This is a genomic window from Tunturiibacter gelidiferens (assembly GCF_013410115.1).
Taxonomy (GTDB): domain Bacteria; phylum Acidobacteriota; class Terriglobia; order Terriglobales; family Acidobacteriaceae; genus Edaphobacter; species Edaphobacter gelidiferens.
This window is the reverse complement of record NZ_JACCCV010000001.1, coordinates 2,052,890-2,070,288: the sequence shown is the minus strand read 5'-3', so window position 1 is coordinate 2,070,288 and position 17,399 is coordinate 2,052,890. Positions and strand designations below refer to the sequence as shown.

Here is a 17,399-nt window from a genome sequence, read left to right as displayed (position 1 = left end):
AGCTCGTTTACCAGTATCTTGCTTTAGCAACACCCAAAGGAAACGATGAATATCGACCACACCATCCTGACCGTACTCATCTTCGTCCCGCTCGCGGGTGCGGTCCTGCTGGCCTTGCTGCCCGACAAGGGCAGGCTGATGCAATGGGGTGCTCTCGCCGTCACCCTCATCACCTTTATCTGCACCCTGCACCTGCCCGCACGCTACGACTACTCGGCTATCGCTGGCAGCTTCCAGTTTGAACAGAATCACGAGTGGATCAACTCCCCCGCCATCCGCTATCACCTCGGCGTCGATGGCCTGTCCATGTGGCTCGTCGTTCTCACTGGCTTCCTCGCCCCGCTCGGCGTCCTCGTCTCTTGGAACACCATCGGCGACCGCAAGAAGCTCTTCTACACCCTCTTCCTCCTGCAACAGGTTGCGATGATCGGCATCTTCGTCTCGCTCGACCTCTTCCTCTACTACGCCTTCTGGGAGCTCTCACTCGTTCCCATGACGCTGCTCATCGCCACCTTCGGCCGCAGCGCCAACCGCCGCCGCGCCGCCATCAAATACTTCCTCTACACCTTCATTCCGTCAGCGATCCTGCTGGTCGGCATGCTCTGGGTCTACGCCCGCACCGGCACCTTCCAGCTGCCCGAGCTCGCCCAGCTTGCCGCCGCCCACAATATCTCCAGCAACAGCGCAGCGCTCTGGCTGGCCTCGCTCGCTTTCCTCGTAGCTTTTGCAGTCAAGGTACCAGTCTTTCCGCTTCACGGCTGGCTCTCAGACGCAATCGCCGAAGCACCCACCGCTGCCGTGATGGTTCTGGTCGGCAAACTCGGCCTCTACTCCATCCTGCGTTTCTCCTTCAGCATCTTCCCCGAGCAGTCCCGCCAGATCGCCCCGCTTATGATCGCCCTCGGAGCGATCGGCATCGTCTACGGCGCGCTCATAGCTCTCGTCCAGAAAGATCTCAAGCAACTTGCAGCATACGGCGCACTCGGACACGTCAGCGTCGTCATCCTCGGCATCTTCACCTTCACCATCACCGGCATCGACGGAGGCATCTACGCCACCCTCAACGAAGGCATCGGCGCTGGCGCCTTCTTCATCCTTCTTGGCATCCTCTACGAGCGCTACGGCACCTACGACATGCGCGACTACGGCGGTCTTGCGGCCAAGCTCCCCTGGATGGTGACCCTCTTCGTCATCACAACCCTGTCGGTGATCGGTCTGCCAATGCTCAACGGCTTCGTGGGCGAGTTCCTCGTCCTCACCGGCGGCATGCAGTCCGCAGTCACCCACCACACTCGCTGGACGGTGCTCGCCACCACCGGCGTCATCCTCACCGCCTCCTACATGCTCTGGATGATCCAGCGCGTCTTCTACGGCGACCTGAACGAGAACACAGCCGACGTGCCAGTCCCTGACGTCACCGCCCGCGAGCACCTTGCACTCTGGCCCCTGATCGCCGTCATGCTGTTCATGGGCATTGCTTCGCCCTATTGGTTGCGCGCCATCGACACCGCAGGCACCTATCTCGCGCAGGAACCTCAGACTATCGAGCCCGCAGCCTCCGTCAGCACCATCGTCCCACAGACACAGATATCCGCCGAGCAGGAGGCCACGAAGTAATGTCCCCTAACGTCCTGGCCCTCCTTCCCGAGCTCATCCTCACCCTTGTCGGTGTTCTGGTCATGCTCGCAGAGCCGTGCCTGAAGCCAGGCTCCAGCCGCAAACCTCTCGGCTGGCTAGCAATCGCCGGCACCGTCGCCGCTCTCGCCGCAAGCTGGTATCAGATCCAGTTTGGGACCGTCCACGCCTTCTCCGGCACAATTCAGATCGACGCTTTCTCGGTCCTCTTCCACTTCGTCATTGGCTCGGTCGTCCTAGTCACGCTCCTGGGATCGTTGGATTACTTCGAGGGCAACGCCAGTCACGCCGGCGAGTACTTTGCCCTCACGCTCTTCGGCGCAGTCGGCATGATGCTGATGACCTGCTCGGTCGAACTCCTCATGGTCTTCGTCGGTCTGGAGATCTCTTCGATCTCCACCTACATCATGTGCGGCTTCCGCAAGGGTCAGGCGACCGGCACTGAGTCCTCCATCAAGTACTTCCTGCTCGGCTCCTTCGCCACCGCCTTCTTCCTGTACGGCGTAGCCCTCGCGTTCGGAGCCACCGGTTCGACCAACATCTACGCCATCGCCCACGGCCTCGAGACCACAGCAACCCCTGCTTTAGCCTTCACGGCTCTCGCCCTCATCCTGATCGGTCTCGGCTTCAAAGTCTCCGCCGCCCCATTCCACGTCTGGACCCCAGATGTCTATCAGGGCGCACCGGCTCCGGTCGTCGGCCTCATGTCGACTGCACCGAAAGCAGCCGCCTTCGCCGTCCTGCTCCGCATCACCTTCACCGGCTTCCCAACCTATCAACATCGCTGGGCCATCATGATGTGGGTTCTCGCCGCACTATCGATGACGGTTGGCAACCTTGGCGCCCTGCTCCAGCGCGACGTCAAACGCATGCTGGCCTACTCCAGCATCGCCCACGCGGGTTACCTGCTGGTCGCTTTCACCGCCTTCCCTTTCGACGGTATCGCCGCGGCCTGCTTTTACACCGCAACCTACGCCGCGATGAACGTCGGAGCCTTCGCTGTAGTCACCCAGATCGCCGGCTACGACGAGCGCGCCCGCAGCATCGACGACTACACCGGCCTCGGCCAGAAGCGCCCCTACCTCGCCGCCCTGCTCAGTTTCTTCCTGCTTTCGCTCATTGGAATTCCCTTCACCGGCGGCTTCTTCGGCAAGTTCTACGTCTTCTCCGCAGCGATCCATGGCGGCAACGTCTGGCTCGCCGTCATCGGTCTTCTCAACAGCGGCGTCGCCTGTTTCTATTACCTCCGTCTGCTGGCTGCGATCTACACGCGCCCTGGCAGCGAAAGCACTCGCCTCAACCAGCTTCGCCGCATCAGTGTTCCTGCGGCGATCGGTATCGCTCTTGCCGCTGTAGCAACAGGCGCACTCGGTATTCTGCCTAGCGGTGCGGTCTCGTTTGCGGAGTACGCCAGCCACTCCACCTTGATCGAACAAGGCCGGCAGGAGTGTGCTGCCTCTCCTGATAGCTGCCACCTCCAGCTCCAGTTCGACGAGAAGTAATTGCGTCCTGCCGGACGGGCCCACTGCGCGTGGGGCGGCCACTTCGTGGCGCGTATACCGGTCTTGCAAACAGATAGATCTAACTCCTCCCGTTGGTCGGCAAGAGCATCCTTCCGACCAACGGGAGGACCACCAGAGATCTCTTACTCAAACAAGGTAGACCCGTCACGAAGTGACCGCCCCACGCGCAGTGGGCCCGTCGGCAGGACAACAGAAAAGCCTCCGCGAACTCCGGAGGCTTTTCATGCTCACAAACTCCAAAGGCCGAAGCTTTACTGGACCTTCAGGAAGATGATGACGAACGTGAACAGCGCGAGCGACTCAATAAACGCCAGCCCAAGAATCAGGAAGATAAAGATTCCAGGACGAGCACCCGGGTTGCGTGCCAGCGCCTCGGTTGCCGACGCGGTCGCCTTGCCCTGACCCAGACCGCAAAGCCCAGCAGCCAGCGCCATGCCCAAACCAGCAGCCAGAGGAACCCACTGGGCTCCGGGGCTTACAGCGGCAGCGCCCTGCGCAAAAGCCGGCGTTGCAAACAGCAGCGCGGCCAACGACATAAACAGATATTGCTGCTTCTTCATGGTGTTACTCCTGCCTCCGTGGATACGCCGCCAGTGGGTGGTTGATGCTCACCGTGCTGGCACCCTCACGCTATGCGGCGTTGTTGCACACTGCGAGAGGAGGCCCCAACGCAGCGAAACTCAAAGTCTTTAGTGATCGTGCGCTACGGCCAGTGACAAGTAGATCGAAGCCAGCAGGAAGAACACATAGGCCTGCACCACAGCCACACCGACGTGCAGCCCGAGGAAGATCAACGGAATTCCCACCGGAACCAATGAAAAGAACGCGATTGTCACCAGATCTCCCGCAAACATATTTGCGTAGAGACGAACCGTCAGCGAAAGTACACGGGCAAAATGCGAGATGATCTCAATCGGCAACAGCAACGGATACAACCACCATACCGGCCCAAGGAACTGCTTGATGTATGCCCAGCCGTTCTCCCGAACGCCGTGGTAGTGGTAGTAAATGAAGGTACAGAGCGCAAAGCCGAGAGGCACCACCGCATACGCGGTAGGCGACTTCAGTCCCGGAACCACACCCATCAGGTTGGCCAGCAGAATGAACAAACCCAGGGCCGTCAGATAGCTGGTAAACCGCTCCGAACCGTGTCCGATGATCTGTTCGCCCTGCTCCGAGACGAACTCATGGGTCATCTCTGCCAGATGCTGCGCTGCGGCAGGCTTCTCAACGCTCAGCGTCATCCGTACGAGCATGAAGTAAGCAATCAGAACGAAAAACACCAGCAGCTCCATCGCAAAGGAATCCGAGATCGGATAAGCCGGATACTTCGGATGCACATGCAGCGCCTCAAGAAACGAGGTCGTGAACGCACCAAAGTGCTGATTCAAAAATAGGGTGATGGCTGTTTGTGTAGGCATATAAATAAAGCTTCTGCGAAACGTAATCTGCGAACGTCCGGCCTAAACCGTCCACGCCTTCATCAGCCTCAAACCCTCGACCGTCAGTGCAAACACACCCAGAGCGAGGCCAGCGGCAAGCGCATAGACCGAACCATTCAGAATCTTAAGGCTAACATAAAGCAGCACGACGGTCAGCCCGAGCCGCAGGAAGAAACCGAACAAAATCAGCCCCATCGGCTTCGCCTTTCCTCCGCCATCCATCCTGACCATCACCGCTGTCATCAGCCGAAGCCACTCGAACAGCCCCGATCCCGAGATCAGTGCCCCCACCAGCAGCAAAACCGCGGACTGCCACCCCATCTTCCACCACACCACTGGTGCCGCAACCACGGTAATCACCACCAGCAACCGCAACGCGCTCAAAATAGTCCGCTTGAAGTCCGCATCGCTGAAACTCTCCAACGTTTTCACAAGATCGTCCTCGCCTGTGCCGTTATCCACGCTTGATATACCGAGATGCGGTTCGAAATATCTGGACAAAGCCAGCCGCGGCCCCAAGCAAAATCCCCACAATCGCGATCCAGCCCTGATGAAAGTGCCGATCCAGCCAACTCCCCACCAGCCATCCGATCACGCACCCAGCCGGCAGCGCGATCGCCAGCTGGATCATCGACTCGGCCTTTACCAACTCACCGAGCGCACCCTTCCCGCCGCCACCCGCACCGTTACCGCCGTTCCCTGCTCCATCATCCGCCATAGCAGGACTATTACACCACGCACAACGCCGACTGACACATTCTATGTATCCTTCGAGATCCTCACGCCTCGCTATACTGGAGTGTCGGCAACATCCAGCCAAAGGAATCCCTGTGTACGAGTCGGAGTTCGAAAAGAATCTTTATCAACAGCGCCGCGAGAAGCTCCAACTGATCGCCGCCCTCGGCCAGCTCGAAGGCCTCAGCCACGCCGAGGCGACCTACCCCAATCACTACGCCGCCAGCCACACAATCCCCGAGATCCGTGCCGGCTACGACCTCCTCACCGCCGAGCAGCTCGACGCCGACCCTATCCTCGTCAGCATCGCAGGGCGCATCATGGCCATCCGCGTCCAGGGCAAGGCCGGCTTCGCGCAGCTGCAACAAGGCGGCCAGCGCTTCCAGATCTACGTCCGTAAAGATGACGTCGGCGAAAACACCTTCGCCCTCTACAAGCTTCTCGACCTCGGCGACCATATCGGCGTCCGCGGCCATCTCTTCCGCACCCGGACCGGTGAGCTCACCGTCCACGTCGGAAGCTTCGACAATCTACCCGCCCTGACCTTCCTCACCAAGGCCATGCTGGCCCTTCCCGACAAGTACCACGGCCTGGAAGACACCGAACTTCGCTACCGTCAGCGCTACGTCGACCTCTTCATGAACACCGGCGCCGCTAAACCCGCCACCTCAGGCGAAACGTCGAACGAACCTGCCGAGCCCGAAACTCCCAACGTCCGCGAGGTCTTCGTCAAGCGCGCCGCCATCCTTCGCGCAATCCGCAAGTTCTTCGATCGCCGCGGCTACCTCGAAGTCGAAACCCCGATGATGCATCAGATAGCCGGAGGCGCAGCGGCCCAGCCCTTCACCACGCATCACAACGCGCTCGACCTCGACCTCTTCCTCCGCATCGCGCCCGAGCTCTATCTCAAGCGCCTCGTTGTAGGCGGCATGGACCGCGTCTACGAGATCAATCGAAACTTCCGCAACGAAGGCATCAGCACCCGCCACAACCCCGAGTTCACCATGCTCGAGTTCTACCAGGCCTACGCAAACTATCACGACCTGATGACCCTCAGCGAAGAACTCGTCATCTGCGTCGCCAAGGAGGTCAACGGCACGACCATCACCCACTTCAACGGCCACGAGATCGACCTCAGCAATTGGACCCGACTCTCCATGCGCGAGGCCATCATGAAGTGGTGGCCGCCAAACGCGCCAATTCAGCCGACCGAAGACGACTTTTCTTCCGAGGAGAAGTTCAGGGCGCTTATCAACGAAGGCGAGAAGTTTGCCGATCCAGAGAAGTCCTCCTTCGATCGAGCCCTCAATCGCCTCGGCGCAGACTGCCACTTCGTTCGTGAGTTCGTCCTCGACAAAGGCGCACCGTACGGCAAAGCCATCTCCGACCTCTTCGAGCTAAGAGCCGAGGCTCTGCGAGGCGGCGAAATGGGCATCGAAGAACCTCTCATCCAGCCCACCATCATCTACGACTTCCCCCTCGCCGTCAGCCCCCTCTCGAAGATCAAGCCCGACGAGCCCGACTGGGTCGAGCGCTTCGAGTTCTACATCGGCGGCTTTGAGGTCGGAAACGCCTTTTCCGAACTCAACGATCCGGACGACCAACGCACCCGCTTCGAACAGCAGATGGCCGAAAAGGCTCGCGGCGATGACGAAGCCCACCAGATGGACGAGGACTACGTCCGCGCCCTCGGCTACGGCCTGCCCCCCACCGCGGGCGAAGGCATCGGCATCGACCGCCTCACTATGCTCCTCACCGACTCTAAGTCCATCCGCGACGTCATCCTTTTCCCGCTCCTCCGCCCTCAGGTCAAACAGGCCGAGGCCGCTGAAACTAAACACGGAGAGTCCGCCGAATAGCGCACAAGCGGCGACGCCGGTCCGGTCGCCGCGCTCCAAACGCGTTATCCTTACCCTGTGGCTACCTCCGCGACAACCGATGCAGTCCTCGCTCCCGCGAAGCCCCACTCGCTGCTCGCCGACTACGCCACCCTCTTCAAGCTCCGCGTCTCCACCATGGTCATCATCACCGCGGGAGCCGGCTTCTACCTGGGGAGCCTCCGCAGCGGCATCAGCCCCTTCCACGCCGGCCTCCTCCAGGCGCTCGCAGGAATCGCCGTCGTCACCTGCGGCAGCAGCGCTCTCAACCAGGCCCTCGAGCGCAAGACCGACTCGCTCATGCGCCGCACCGCCTCACGCCCCATGGCAGCAGGTCGAATCTCTCTCACGCACGGCCTCGTTCTGGGTTTCGCGGCGATCTTTCTGGGATCCCTCTACCTCGCCTACACCACCAACCTGCTCACCGGAACCCTGACCCTTCTCACAGCCATCGGCTACGTCGCCATCTACACCCCGCTCAAGCGCGTCACCACCATCAACACCTTCATCGGGGCATTTCCCGGAGCACTCCCGCCGCTTATCGGCTGGACAGCCGCACGAGGCATAATCGAGTGGCCCGGCGTCGCACTCTTCGCCATCCTCTTCGTCTGGCAGTTCCCTCACTTCATGGCCATCGGCTGGATGTACCGCGAGGACTACGCCCGCGCTGGCATCCGCCTCACGCCCAACCTGCCAAATACCCAGTACGCTGCCCAGAGCACGGTCATCCAGGCCCTCTTCTACGCAGTCCTCATGATCCCGGTCAGCCTGTGGCCCGCAGCTCTCCACACCACCGGCTACTTCTATGCCGTAGCTGCAACGCTCCTGGGCGCCGGCTACCTCGGGTACACGGTCCGCTTCGCCCGCATCCTCCGCAATCCCGACTCCGACTCCTCCCGCCTCGTAGCCCGCGACCTCCTCCGCGCCTCCGTGATCTATCTCCCGCTACTTTTAGCCGCCATGATGCTCGACGCCAAAGGACGCTTGCTCTTCTAGACCTATGCCTTTCTCCACACAACAAATCAGCCCTGAATACCGCACCCCGCCCTCCGTCATCGCTTCGATCATCGCCGTCAGCGCTGTTGCATCGCTCTTTCTCGCATGGCTTGTCTACTATCACCCTCCGGTCGACGTAGCAGGCACTCACCTGGCCTTCCTTCCTGCGCTCGACGCCATCCTGAACGCCCTGTGCGCTGTCTTCCTCGTCATCGGATATCGCTTCATCCGTCGTCGCCAGATCACAGCCCACCGCAACAGCATGTTCGGCGCCTTCATCGTGTCTAGCGTCTTTCTAGTCGCCTATATCGCCAACCATGTCCTCCACGGCGACATGCTCTTTCCCAAGGCCTATCCCACAGCGCGCTTCATCTATCTCTGGATCCTGCTGACGCCGCACATTCTGCTCGCGATCATCTGCCTGCCCATGATCCTGATCACCTTCTTCCTGTCCCTCACCGGCCGCTTCCCCGCACATCGCCGCCTCGCCCGCTGGACCTATCCCATCTGGCTCTACGTCTCGGTCTCCGGAGTCATCGTGTACGCGATGCTTGCCGCATACCGATAAATCAGTCATTGAAACCGCAAACTCCAAGCACGACTCTTATGCAGCCAGACACCAGCAAGCTCCTCCGAACCGGCCTCCTTATCTTCGGCACCGGAGTCGTCGCAGCCGCACTCATCTTTACCAGCTTCGGCGGCATTACCCGCCATCAAGGCCCCCACACCAACCTCGGATGGCTCTCCCTGATGCTCGCAATGGGCTGTCTCCCCACCGGCTTCCTCACGCTTCTTCTGGCGGCAGTCAAACTCATCGGCGACCGCCGCCGCTAACACTTCCAACTTCGCGCAATAAAAAGCCCCGGTCGTAGTGACCGAGGCTTCTGATTGAATTACTCCAACAAACGGAGACCTGGACTCGTTACTTACCCAGAGTCGGAGGATTCGAACTGCTACCCACAGCCGCCCCAGTCGCTCCCGTGCTCACGCCGTCGAGCGACGCCTGGTACGAGATGATCGTCTTTAGCGTCTCGTATGGAATCCCGGCCAACGGCAGCAGATGCCCGTTCACCGCAAGCATCGGAGTCTGTTCGACATCGATGTCCTGCGCCAGTTTGATCGAAGCATTCACCTGGTCCTTGATCGGCTGAGTCGCCGCGCACGCGTCGATCGCCGCCGGATCCAATCCAGCCTTAGTCACTGCATTCTTCAACGTCTGATCCCCAGTTTCAGGAGTCAAAGCGCCTTGGGTATCAAACACCCCGGCAGAGTAGACAAAGTAGGCATCGTTCTTCTGCTTCTGCACGCAATACCCATACGCCGCCGCCTTGAACGCGAACGGGTGCAGATCCACCAGCGGATAGCTCTGGTACACCACGCGTGCGTTCGGGAAGTCCTTCACCAACTGCTCCATCGTCGACTGCGCCTCTTTGCAATGCGGGCACTGCAGATCTGCAAACTCAACCAGCAAAAGATCCTTGCTGGTCGCGCCGCGCGTCGCACCGTCTGCGCGAGCCTGCAGCGTCTTACGCAGATCAGCAAACGGAGTCGCGCCGAACGGTACCACCGCGTCGCCCGCGACCGCATGCTTGCCATCCGGCATCACAAAAAACGCCGTAGGCTGCACCTTCGCATTGGCTGTCTTGTCCGTGACAAACACAATCACCTTACTCACACTCGGCGCCGTGGTGGACTGGATCGCCTCGACCCGCCAGATCCGGTTCGGGTCATATCCCCACAGGGCCTTCAAAAACGCATTGACCGTATCCACCGTGGGCGTAGACGCCGTAAAGTACTTCTGATTCACAGGAGGAAACGGATCCGCCTTCGTATCCTGCCCCAGACTCTGCAGCTGTAAAGGAGCTCCAGGCTTCTGTGCCGCAGGAGCAGTCTGCGCCGCAGGAGCAGTCTGCGCTCCCGCACCCGCTGACGTCTGTGCTCCCGCCGCTGCCGTAACGCTGAGAGCCGTCACCAATCCCGCCAACATCCAATTCGAAATCTTCAAAGACACCATCCTTCGCCGTCGCTATCCGCGCAGCTCCTCTATTACACCTGAACCTTGACCGCAATGGGAAACCGACGCCCCATTCCGAACGACTTTCTCGTAACTTTCAACACCGGAGCCGCCTGCTGCCGCTTATACTCGCTCTTCTCCACCAGCTGCAACACCGACCTCACCAGTGCCACGTCCACTCCCTGCTCCTCGGCAATCTGCTCCGCTGAGCAATATCGCTCCACATATGCCTCCAGAATGGGATCCAGCACCTCATACGGCGGCAGCGAGTCCGTGTCCCGCTGCTCCGGCCGCAACTCCGCCGAAGGCGGCTTCGAGATCGTCGCCCACGGTATAACTTCCTTCACGCGATTCACATACCGGCTCAGCGCATACACCCGCATCTTCATCACATCGCCAATCACGGCCAGCGCGCCCACCATATCGCCATACAGCGTGCAGTAGCCGGTCGACATCTCGCTCTTATTCCCCGTCGTCAACACCAGCGCACCAAACTTGTTCGACAATGCCATCAGCAGCGTCCCACGAATCCGCGGCTGCAAATTCTCCTCCGCAAGCCCAAACGGTGTCCCTGCAAACAGCGGCTGCAGCACATGCTGAAACTGCGCAAACACATCATGGATCGGCAGCAGCTCAAACCTCACCCCCAGGTTCTTCGCCAGCTTCCGCGCATCGTCAATCGAGCCTAGCGACGAGTACTCCGTCGGCATCCCCACACCGATCACGTTCTCCTTCCCAAGAGCCTCCACCGCAATCGCCGCCACCAGCGCCGAATCAATCCCCCCACTCAACCCCACCAGAGCCTTGCTGAACCCGCACTTCCTCACATAGTCCCGCGTGCCCAGCACCAGCGCACTCCACATCGCAGCGACCTCGTCTACCTGAGTCGCAGCCGCGATCGCCTCGCCATCCCGTGTATCGAAGACCACCAGATCCTCAGCAAACGAAGCCGCCCGCGCCACTACATGACCGTCCGGCCGAATCACCAGCGACGAGCCATCAAACACCAGGCTGTCGTTCCCGCCCACCTGGTTCGTCATCGCCACAAACGCATGATGCCGCCGCGCCAGCGCAGCCAGCATGTTCTGCCGCACCTGCGGTTTTCCCTGCCAATAAGGCGACGCCGAGATATTCAAGATCACCCGCTGCTGTCCCGCCAGCTCCTTCGGCTGCGACTCCCACCGCCCCATCAGCTTCTCAACCGGATCGACCGGATACATCTGCCGCGGCCAGAATCCCTTGTCGTTCCAGGCATCCTCGCAGATCGTAATCGCCAGCGGCTCACCGCCGACACAGACCAGCGTCTGCTCCGCGGCCGGCTCAAAGTATCTCTGCTCGTCGAAGACGTCGTAAAACGGCAGCAGCATCTTTTGCTGCACGAAGCTCACCCTGCCCCCATCCAGCAGTGCCGCGACATTCCTTACCTGCTTGCCCACGCTGGCCTTGGTAGCCATCACCGTCCCGCATAGAATCGCCGGTCGACCCGCAGTTGCGGTCCAGCCTGCAAGCTCAGCCACCACCTGCTCTGCCCTCGCAACGAACGAAGCTTTCTCCAAAAGATCGGCCGGCGGATACCCACACACCGCAAGTTCCGGAAACACCACAAGACCCACGCCTAAAGTGTCGGCACGAGTCGCATATTCAAGAATCTTCTTCGCATTCCCGGCGAAGTCCCCCACCGTCGGGTTGATCTGGGCAAGCGCTATCTTCACCCTTCAAGTCTACCGCTTAGGAGCCTGTCCCGCTCAACACCACGCCCACCGTACGCGCCAGAATCCGAAGATCCATGATCAGACTCCAGTTCTCCACATACGCCGTGTCCAGCGAGATATAGCTGTCGAACGACGGGTCCTGCCGAGCCTCCACCTGCCACAGCCCGGTAATGCCCGGCAACACATCCAGCCGCCGCAGATGCGCAAGGTCGTACTGCTCCACCTCAGCCGCCATCGGAGGCCGCGGCCCTACCAGACTCATATCACCCTTCAGAACGTTATAAAACTGCGGTAGCTCATCGAGCGAGTACTTCCGCAACACTCTGCCCACCTTTGTAATCCGAGGATCTTTCTTGATCTTGAACAGCACACTATCGCGCTCGTTCATATGCTCCAGATCAGCCTTCAGCTTGTCCGCATTCTGCACCATCGTCCGGAACTTGTAGCAGGAGAACGCGCGGCCCTTCCGGCCAATCCTCTGCGCCTTATAAAAGATCGGCCCAGGAGAGTCCAGCCGAATCGCGATCGCAATCGCCAGCATCACCGGCGCAGTCAATGCCAGCCCAATCAAGGAAACCGTCGTATCAAGCACGCGCTTCAGCAAAAATCCACCGATCGGAAAGTCCCTGCGGTGCAGTGGAATCGTCGGAAACTGACCGACATATTCAACCTTCGCATTCCACGCCAGGCCGTCGTACATATCCGGAACCACACGAACATCAATGCCGACAATCCGAGCCTCTTCCACCATGCTGATCACCATCTTCTCTTCGGCCGGAACAGAAAAGAAGATCTCGTCCACAAACAACGATCGAGCCAGCGACAGGCAGTTCCTCGCATCGCCGATCACATCTGCATTACCGGACTCCGCCTCACGTTCGGTCAGCGCAACAAAGCCCTTGAATCGGAATCCCAGATGCTGCAGCGTGTCGATATGATTTCTCAGCGCATGCCCCACCCGACCCGCGCCCACGATCAAAACATTCCGCGTCTCGATCCCCGCCCGGAATCGCCGATAGACCATCCTCCGCCACAACGCGCGCCGCACGCACAGCAGCGCCGTCGTAAACACCACCATCAGTCCAACCACGATTCGCGAGATCGCCTCTCCACTCGACAGGTACAGCGTCCCACACAAAAGCAGCCCTGAGGTCAGCGAAGCCTGAATCGTCATCCTCTGTTCATGCAATCCGCTATGGTGCTGAATCGTCCCATACAGCCCATACGAACGCGTAAGGAAGATCAGGCAGATTCCATACCAGCCAATATAAAAAAACAGAAGATTTGGAGAAGATTTGATCAGATGCGGGAGCACATGCAGCGTCGGTACATCGGCAGGCGTCGCCACGCGGAACCTCAAAGCTGCCACCGCCGCAATCACCACCGTCAGCAGGTCCAGGGAAGCCCAGACCGTGCTCGTGATCGACGGCCTGCGGAAGATTCCGCCGTCGGTCCTCGACGCACGCCTTCCGTTCCCCGCGTATTTTCTCTCTGAAACGATGACCTGCTGCAGATAATCCGGTGTCGCCATAGCGAACGCCTTTCAACTCAATAATCCCAGGGCCTTATAGTCGGTAGGATGCCTGAATTGAAGCTCAGGAATACCGTCGATAAAAAAAGTCGCCAGTCGAGCAGTTATGCGGGCAATATAGAAAAATTGAAGACTATCTGGAGCATACGTCTCAGGCAGGGGCTTGGCAACAGGGTACGGCAACACTTGGCAGCAACTGTCTAACACCTTCAGGGGAGACGCTTTACTCGGTTGTAACCTACCTCACGTTGCGCACTCAGACAGGGGTAACTAGCTCATCCAGCGTCAAAAACTCCTGAAGAATCGGATCCTGGCTGCGCTCCATCTCTTCCATGGTTCCAAAGAAAATCGCTTTACCTGCGCTTAAAAACACCACTCGGTCCGCCAGTTTCTTCGCCAGCCGCATGTCGTGTGTCACCACAATGCTGGTGAGATGTAGTTGTTGCTTCAACCGTTCGATTAAATCTCCGAGAAGATGCGCCATCAGCGGATCAACCATCGTCGTCGGCTCGTCATACAGCACCGCCTCCGGCTGCGACGCCAACGCCCGCGCGATCGCAATGGACCGCTTCATCCCTGTCGAGAGGTCAGATGGCAGCAGGCTTTCCATTCCCGCCACACCCACCATCTCCAGCAAACCCTTCACTACCTGCAGAATCTGGTCTTCCGCCATCTCTCCGCGCTCACGCATCGGAAACGCAACGTTCTCTCCCACCGTAATCGAGTCGAACAGCGCTCCATTCTGAAAGACCATCGTCACCTTCCGACGAATCTCTTGTAACTCTTTTTCCCGGAAGCCGCAGATATTTTCACCCGCAACCTTGATCATCCCCTTGTCAGGCTTCAAAAAACCCAGCAGCATCTGCAGCGAGACCGACTTGCCCACGCCGCTTCGTCCCAGGATGCACAGCGTCTCCCCCGGCAGCACAAAGAAGCTCACATCCTCCAGCACCACAAACTCGCCGAACGACTTATATACATGCTCGAACGAGATGTACGGCCCGGGCTTGTTCTTCACATCCGGGACAGCCTCGGCGGCAGCCTCATTCTGCTCCGCCGCCTGCTGGATAAAATCACCCACCTCCGCAGACACGTCCTCCGAAACACTCTCAATCAGCGGAGTATCCGCGGTCACCTCAGGCTGTTGTTCCTCGATCTTGTCATCCGGCTCTGCCATCTCAGCGACTCCCACCAACCAAATCACGACACAAATCTAGCCTAACCCATTGGTCCCCGCTAAGTATCCAACGCATCGACATGCCGCTCCGCCTCCTCAAACTCCTCCGGAGTATTCAGATTCGCAAACCAGAGATGCTTCGCTGACTGCTGGAACTCCGTCGTTGCCATCCAGTCTTCTCGCCCCGGACCGTGCAAGCTTGGCGTGGCCCGAAACGTCGAGTGATCGTTCCATGGCAAATTGCGGAATGTCATCCTGAGCACGACCCCATGTTTCGCCGCCAGTTCCCTGCCCGCACGCTCCAGCACCGGATACAACTTCAACTCCCCTTGCTCTATCGCACTCGTCAAAAATGGGGCGACGTCCCGGTGAATCATCGCCAGCGTGGGCTGCGCAAGGCCATCGACCGTAAACATTACCAGCCTCGCTCCCCTCTTCTCCTCAATCAGCGTTCTGCGAACCCAGTGGTGCAAGAATGCCGAAGGAAGAAACGGCATATCTACCGGCAGGAACAGGTTCCAATGGAAGACTGAATGAGCAAGCGCCGCCTCCATCCCTCCCATTGGCCCGCAACCGGGGTGCAGATCAGGAAGAATCCGTGCGTACGCCGCCAGTTCCGGGTTACTGCTCAAAATCCGCACATCCATGCACACCCGCCGCAGCTTCTTCACCGCATGGTGTACCAGCGGCTTCCCAGCCAGCTCCAGCAAAGCCTTTTCTCTTCCCATGCGCGAACTCTTCCCACCAGCCAGCACATAGCCGCCAACCTCATCCGCGACCGGGCCAGCCATCAGGCACCCACACCACTCAAAAACCGTACAATCGACTCGATTCCGCGATGAAAGTTCGCTAGATGAAACTTCTCGTTCGGCGCATGAAGGTTGTCATCAGGCAATCCAAACCCCATCATCACCGTCGGCACCTTCAGCTCCCGCACAAAGTCGCCCACAATCGGAATCGACCCGCCCCCGCGCACAAACACCGTCTCCTTCCCGAACACCTCGCGCATCGCCTCCGTCGCGGCCTTCACGTAGGAGTTGTCCGTGCTCACCACAATCGGATCGCCCGCATGAATCAACCGCACCTCCAACGCAACTCCTTTTGGCGCAATCGACTCCACAAAAGCCTTGTACTTCGCAAAGCTCGCCGCCGGCGTCATATCCGGCACCAGCCGCATGCTCACCTTCGCCACTGCCTTCGCGGGAATCACAGTCTTAGCACCAACTCCGATAAACCCACCCAGCATTCCATGCACATCAAGCGTCGGTCTCGCCCACGTCCGCTCCTGCACACTCAACCCCGGCTCTCCCGTCAGCACGCTCGACCCAACCTCAGTCGCCCGATAATGTTCTTCATCAAAAGGCAGCGCCTTCCACGCCTTCAACTCATCCGCCGTCGGCTTCTGCACCTCGTCATAAAATCCCGGAATCAAAATCTTCCCGTTCTCATCCTTCAACTTCGCAATCACCTGCGCCAGCGCGACAAAAGGATTCGGAGCCGCTCCGCCATACATCCCCGAATGCAGATCCGTCTTCGCCCCGCGTGCTTCGATCTCGGTATAGATCATCCCGCGCAACCCAACGCAAAGCGTCGGCAGCTCCGGCGCAAACATCTCCGTATCGCTCACCAGCGCGACATCTGCCTTCAGCTGATCTCCATGCTCACGCACAAACGCAGCGATCCCCTCGCCGCCCACCTCTTCTTCGCCCTCCACAATCACGCGCACATTCACCGGCAGCGTCCCCCCGCCCGCCGTCATCAACGACTCCAGTGCCTTCACATGCATCCACATCTGTCCCTTGTCATCCACCGCACCGCGAGCATAGATGTTCCCATCACGCTCCGTCGGCTCAAACGGCGGCGACTTCCACTCATCCAGAGGCTCCGCTGGCTGAACATCGTAGTGACCATAGCAAAGCACCGTAGGCTTAGCCTTTCCATCAGCTCCCGCCCCCGCATGCAGCCAGTCCGCATACACTAGAGGATGCCCCTTCCGCTTCGACGTAGTCGTCTCAATCAGACGAACGTTCTCCATCCCGATCCTCTTCAGCTCCGCCGCCACAAACTCCGCCGCACGCCGCACATCCCCCACGTGCTCAGGAGCCGTAGACACCGAAGGAATCCGCAGCAGCGCCTTCAACTCTTCGACGAACCGTGCTTTGTTCTCCCGCCCAAACGCAACCGCCGTCATCATCCTCGTCGTCACTTGTCCACTCCCGGAGAGTATTCTCCCGCCGGCAAATCCTCTCCCGGCAAAACACAAGTATATGTCCGCCCCACTCCCCAATCATTCCCCTTGCATCTCATCCATCACAAAGCGTAATTAATGCGGGCTGAGGAAAACAAAATGACCACCTCCCTCAAAGACGGCACCATGATCGACAAGATGGCGCAGTTTGACCTCCATCAGGAGATCGCTGACTCCGAGCAGAAAAAACCCTGGCAATCCGGCCACTACGCCAAGACCCTCTTCAAGAAGCACGACCTCCGAGTCGTCCTCGTCGTCATGGAAGACGCATCCAGGATGAAGGAGCATCACGCAGACGGAACCCTCTCTGTCCAAGTACTCAAGGGGCAGATACGTTTCACCGTTCACGGTAAATCCCATGACCTCAAGGAAGGAAACCTCATCACTCTCAGCGCCTCCATCCGGCACGAAGTAGAGGCCCTTCAGGACTCCGCCTTCCTCCTCACCATCTCCTGGCCCAGCAATCAGGATCTGCTCGCAATGAAGCACCGCGGTTACGGCACCTAGAG

At 59.4% G+C, this 17,399-nt stretch carries 17 protein-coding genes; 7 read left to right on the top strand and 10 right to left on the bottom strand.

Going from position 1 to position 17,399, the window contains the following annotated elements; genetic code table 11:
- Positions 1-45: 45 nt before the first annotated feature.
- Both HDF12_RS08845 and HDF12_RS08840 read left to right on the top strand, forming a co-directional pair.
- The gene (locus HDF12_RS08845) at positions 46-1,617 is read left to right on the top strand and encodes a complex I subunit 4 family protein (RefSeq protein WP_179582169.1); all 1,572 of its coding nucleotides are present in this window, start codon (positions 46-48) and stop codon (positions 1,615-1,617) included.
- Positions 1,617-3,137, top strand: coding sequence for an NADH-quinone oxidoreductase subunit N (locus HDF12_RS08840; RefSeq protein ID WP_179582167.1), 1,521 nt, complete (start codon positions 1,617-1,619; stop codon positions 3,135-3,137). The genes HDF12_RS08845 and HDF12_RS08840 overlap by 1 nt, the downstream gene beginning before the upstream one ends.
- Positions 3,138-3,409: 272 nt before the next feature.
- Here the strand turns inward: HDF12_RS08840 and HDF12_RS08835 are convergent, their stop codons facing one another.
- From HDF12_RS08835 to HDF12_RS08820, 4 genes are all read right to left on the bottom strand, one after another.
- The gene (locus HDF12_RS08835; protein WP_179582165.1) at positions 3,410-3,718 is read right to left on the bottom strand and encodes an ATP synthase F0 subunit C; all 309 of its coding nucleotides are present in this window, start codon (positions 3,716-3,718) and stop codon (positions 3,410-3,412) included.
- A gap of 129 nt (positions 3,719-3,847) precedes the next feature.
- Positions 3,848-4,579 (bottom strand): F0F1 ATP synthase subunit A, encoded by a 732-nt coding sequence (gene atpB, locus HDF12_RS08830; RefSeq protein ID WP_179582164.1) that lies wholly within the window; start codon positions 4,577-4,579, stop codon positions 3,848-3,850.
- A 42-nt stretch (positions 4,580-4,621) separates the two neighbouring features.
- Positions 4,622-5,032, bottom strand: a complete 411-nt coding sequence (locus HDF12_RS08825; protein WP_353073864.1) for an ATP synthase subunit I — start codon at positions 5,030-5,032, stop codon at positions 4,622-4,624.
- Positions 5,033-5,054: 22 nt separating this feature from the next.
- Positions 5,055-5,318, bottom strand: coding sequence for an AtpZ/AtpI family protein (locus tag HDF12_RS08820; protein ID WP_179582163.1), 264 nt, complete (start codon positions 5,316-5,318; stop codon positions 5,055-5,057).
- 112 nt (positions 5,319-5,430) lie between these two features.
- Between HDF12_RS08820 and HDF12_RS08815 the strand changes: the two genes are divergently transcribed.
- Genes HDF12_RS08815 through HDF12_RS08800 form a run of 4 tightly spaced genes read left to right on the top strand, consistent with a single transcriptional unit; the run spans position 5,431 to position 9,042 of the window.
- Complete coding sequence (locus HDF12_RS08815) at positions 5,431-7,194, top strand: lysine--tRNA ligase (protein WP_179582162.1); 1,764 nt, start codon at positions 5,431-5,433, stop codon at positions 7,192-7,194.
- Positions 7,195-7,251: 57 nt separating this feature from the next.
- Entirely contained in the window at positions 7,252-8,208 is a 957-nt protein-coding gene (cyoE, locus tag HDF12_RS08810; RefSeq protein WP_179582161.1) for a heme o synthase, read from the top strand.
- Between the two features lie 4 nt (positions 8,209-8,212).
- A complete protein-coding gene (locus tag HDF12_RS08805; protein ID WP_179582160.1) occupies positions 8,213-8,776 on the top strand; it encodes a DUF420 domain-containing protein in 564 nt (187 codons plus the stop codon).
- Positions 8,777-8,814: 38 nt separating this feature from the next.
- A complete protein-coding gene (locus HDF12_RS08800; RefSeq protein ID WP_179582158.1) occupies positions 8,815-9,042 on the top strand; it encodes a hypothetical protein in 228 nt (75 codons plus the stop codon).
- Positions 9,043-9,130: 88 nt separating this feature from the next.
- Here HDF12_RS08800 and HDF12_RS08795 read toward each other — a convergent pair whose 3' ends face one another.
- The 6 genes from HDF12_RS08795 to HDF12_RS08770 form a co-directional block, all read right to left on the bottom strand.
- The gene (locus HDF12_RS08795) at positions 9,131-10,222 is read right to left on the bottom strand and encodes a DsbA family protein (RefSeq protein ID WP_246373502.1); all 1,092 of its coding nucleotides are present in this window, start codon (positions 10,220-10,222) and stop codon (positions 9,131-9,133) included.
- 32 nt (positions 10,223-10,254) lie between these two features.
- Positions 10,255-11,934 carry an NAD+ synthase gene (locus HDF12_RS08790; RefSeq protein ID WP_179582156.1) on the bottom strand — a complete coding sequence of 560 codons (1,680 nt, stop codon included), beginning with the start codon at positions 11,932-11,934 and terminating at the stop codon, positions 10,255-10,257.
- Between the two features lie 16 nt (positions 11,935-11,950).
- Complete coding sequence (locus HDF12_RS08785; RefSeq protein WP_179582154.1) at positions 11,951-13,465, bottom strand: sugar transferase; 1,515 nt, start codon at positions 13,463-13,465, stop codon at positions 11,951-11,953.
- Positions 13,466-13,721: 256 nt separating this feature from the next.
- Positions 13,722-14,642: an ABC transporter ATP-binding protein gene (locus HDF12_RS08780; RefSeq protein WP_179582152.1), complete on the bottom strand. Its 921-nt coding sequence runs from the start codon at positions 14,640-14,642 to the stop codon at positions 13,722-13,724.
- Positions 14,643-14,701: 59 nt separating this feature from the next.
- Entirely contained in the window at positions 14,702-15,433 is a 732-nt protein-coding gene (locus HDF12_RS08775; protein WP_179582149.1) for a molybdenum cofactor guanylyltransferase, read from the bottom strand.
- Entirely contained in the window at positions 15,433-16,836 is a 1,404-nt protein-coding gene (locus tag HDF12_RS08770) for a dipeptidase (protein WP_179583550.1), read from the bottom strand. The genes HDF12_RS08775 and HDF12_RS08770 overlap by 1 nt, the downstream gene beginning before the upstream one ends.
- A gap of 153 nt (positions 16,837-16,989) precedes the next feature.
- Between HDF12_RS08770 and HDF12_RS08765 the strand changes: the two genes are divergently transcribed.
- Complete coding sequence (locus HDF12_RS08765) at positions 16,990-17,397, top strand: cupin domain-containing protein (protein ID WP_179582147.1); 408 nt, start codon at positions 16,990-16,992, stop codon at positions 17,395-17,397.
- Positions 17,398-17,399: the final 2 nt, after the last annotated feature.